The sequence below is a fragment of the Brevibacterium sp. VCM10 genome (assembly GCF_000583215.1).
GTDB lineage: Bacteria > Actinomycetota > Actinomycetes > Actinomycetales > Brevibacteriaceae > Brevibacterium > Brevibacterium linens.
The window spans coordinates 1-1,180 of sequence record NZ_JAJB01000053.1 but is presented as its reverse complement, the minus strand read 5'-3'; the positions used below and the strand labels follow the sequence as shown (position 1 = coordinate 1,180).

Genomic DNA, 1,180 nt, shown 5'->3' with positions numbered 1-1,180 from the left:
GTCGCCGATGAGGCCTCGCAGCGGGTCGTCGACGAGATCGAGGGTGTGCGCACCGCTGCGATGGACAAGCCGGTCGAGCCGGTCGTCATCGAGAAGGTCGACATCACCGCGAAGTGAATCACTGTCCGCAGAGGACCACTGAGTACCATGGTGTGATGGACACACCTGAGGAGGGCTCGGCACGGGAAACCGGCCGGGCCCTCTCTGCATCCCCGCCGCTGATCACCCGCACGCTCCTCATCGTCACCATCGTGGCTTTTCTCGCGGAGCTCATACCCGGCCTCGACTTGCTGCGGCGGCTGAGCTTCGTTCCCGCGCTCACGCTCGACCAGCCGTGGCGGGTGCTCTCGGTCGCACTCGTCCACGAGGAGCCCTCACCGTTCCACCTGCTGGCGAACATGATCGGGCTGTTCTTCTTCGGATCCTTCGTCGAACGAGCCCTGGGGCATTGGACGTTCCTGACCGTCTACATCATCGGCACCGCCGGCGGTTCGGCCATGGTGCTCCTGTTGGCCGACCCCTTCAGCGTCGATTGGGTGACGAACCACATCGGTGCGTCGGGTGCGGTGTTCGCGATCGTCGGGGTCCTCTTGGCCCCGACTCGTCGACTCGACCGAAACATCGCCGGGGTTCTCGTGTTCGTCGCGCTCAACTTCGGCTATGGACTCCTCGTTCCGGGGGTGTCCTGGGAGTCCCACCTCGGCGGGCTGATCACCGGATTCGTCCTCGGCTGTGCGGGGCTGCTGGGACCACAGCGGTCCCGGACGTTCGTGTTCACGGCGAGCTCGGTCGGCCTGGTGGTGCTCATGGCGGTCGGCGGGGCGTGGAAGATGGCCGGCCTCGGGCTGTGAGCGCGGACCGGGCTCCGCTCCCTGTCTCGGTCTCTGAGTTCGAGACGATCGGCAGGTGCGGAGAGCCTCCTCGGCGTTGTCAGGCTTTTACCAGACAAAAGCCGATCTGTGTGCACTCCGCAGTGGAAAATTCATTGTCCACAAGCTCTATCCACAAGGTGGATAACTTACACGCGTGTGTTTAGCCTCGTCAGAGGCCTAAAATAAGTTTTCCACAAGCGACGCACCCGGCTTGGGTATAACTCGGTGCTTGTGGATTGCTGACGGGAACTGCGAATGCCGGAACGCGTGGGGGACCCGCTGAATGCAGATTGTCTGGTCGATCCGCG

General features: G+C 63.5%; 1 protein-coding gene. It reads left to right on the top strand.

The features are described from left to right. Positions 1–155: 155 nt before the first annotated feature. Entirely contained in the window at positions 156–851 is a 696-nt protein-coding gene (locus AD89_RS0115235) for a rhomboid family intramembrane serine protease (protein ID WP_025780315.1), read from the top strand. The last annotated feature ends 329 nt before the right edge of the window (positions 852–1,180 follow it).

What these genes read in the sequence shown, in the direction of transcription:
- AD89_RS0115235 (WP_025780315.1), top strand. Translation starts at nt 156, where the DNA reads ATGGACACACCTGAGGAGGGCTCGGCACGGGAAACCGGCCGGGCCCTC.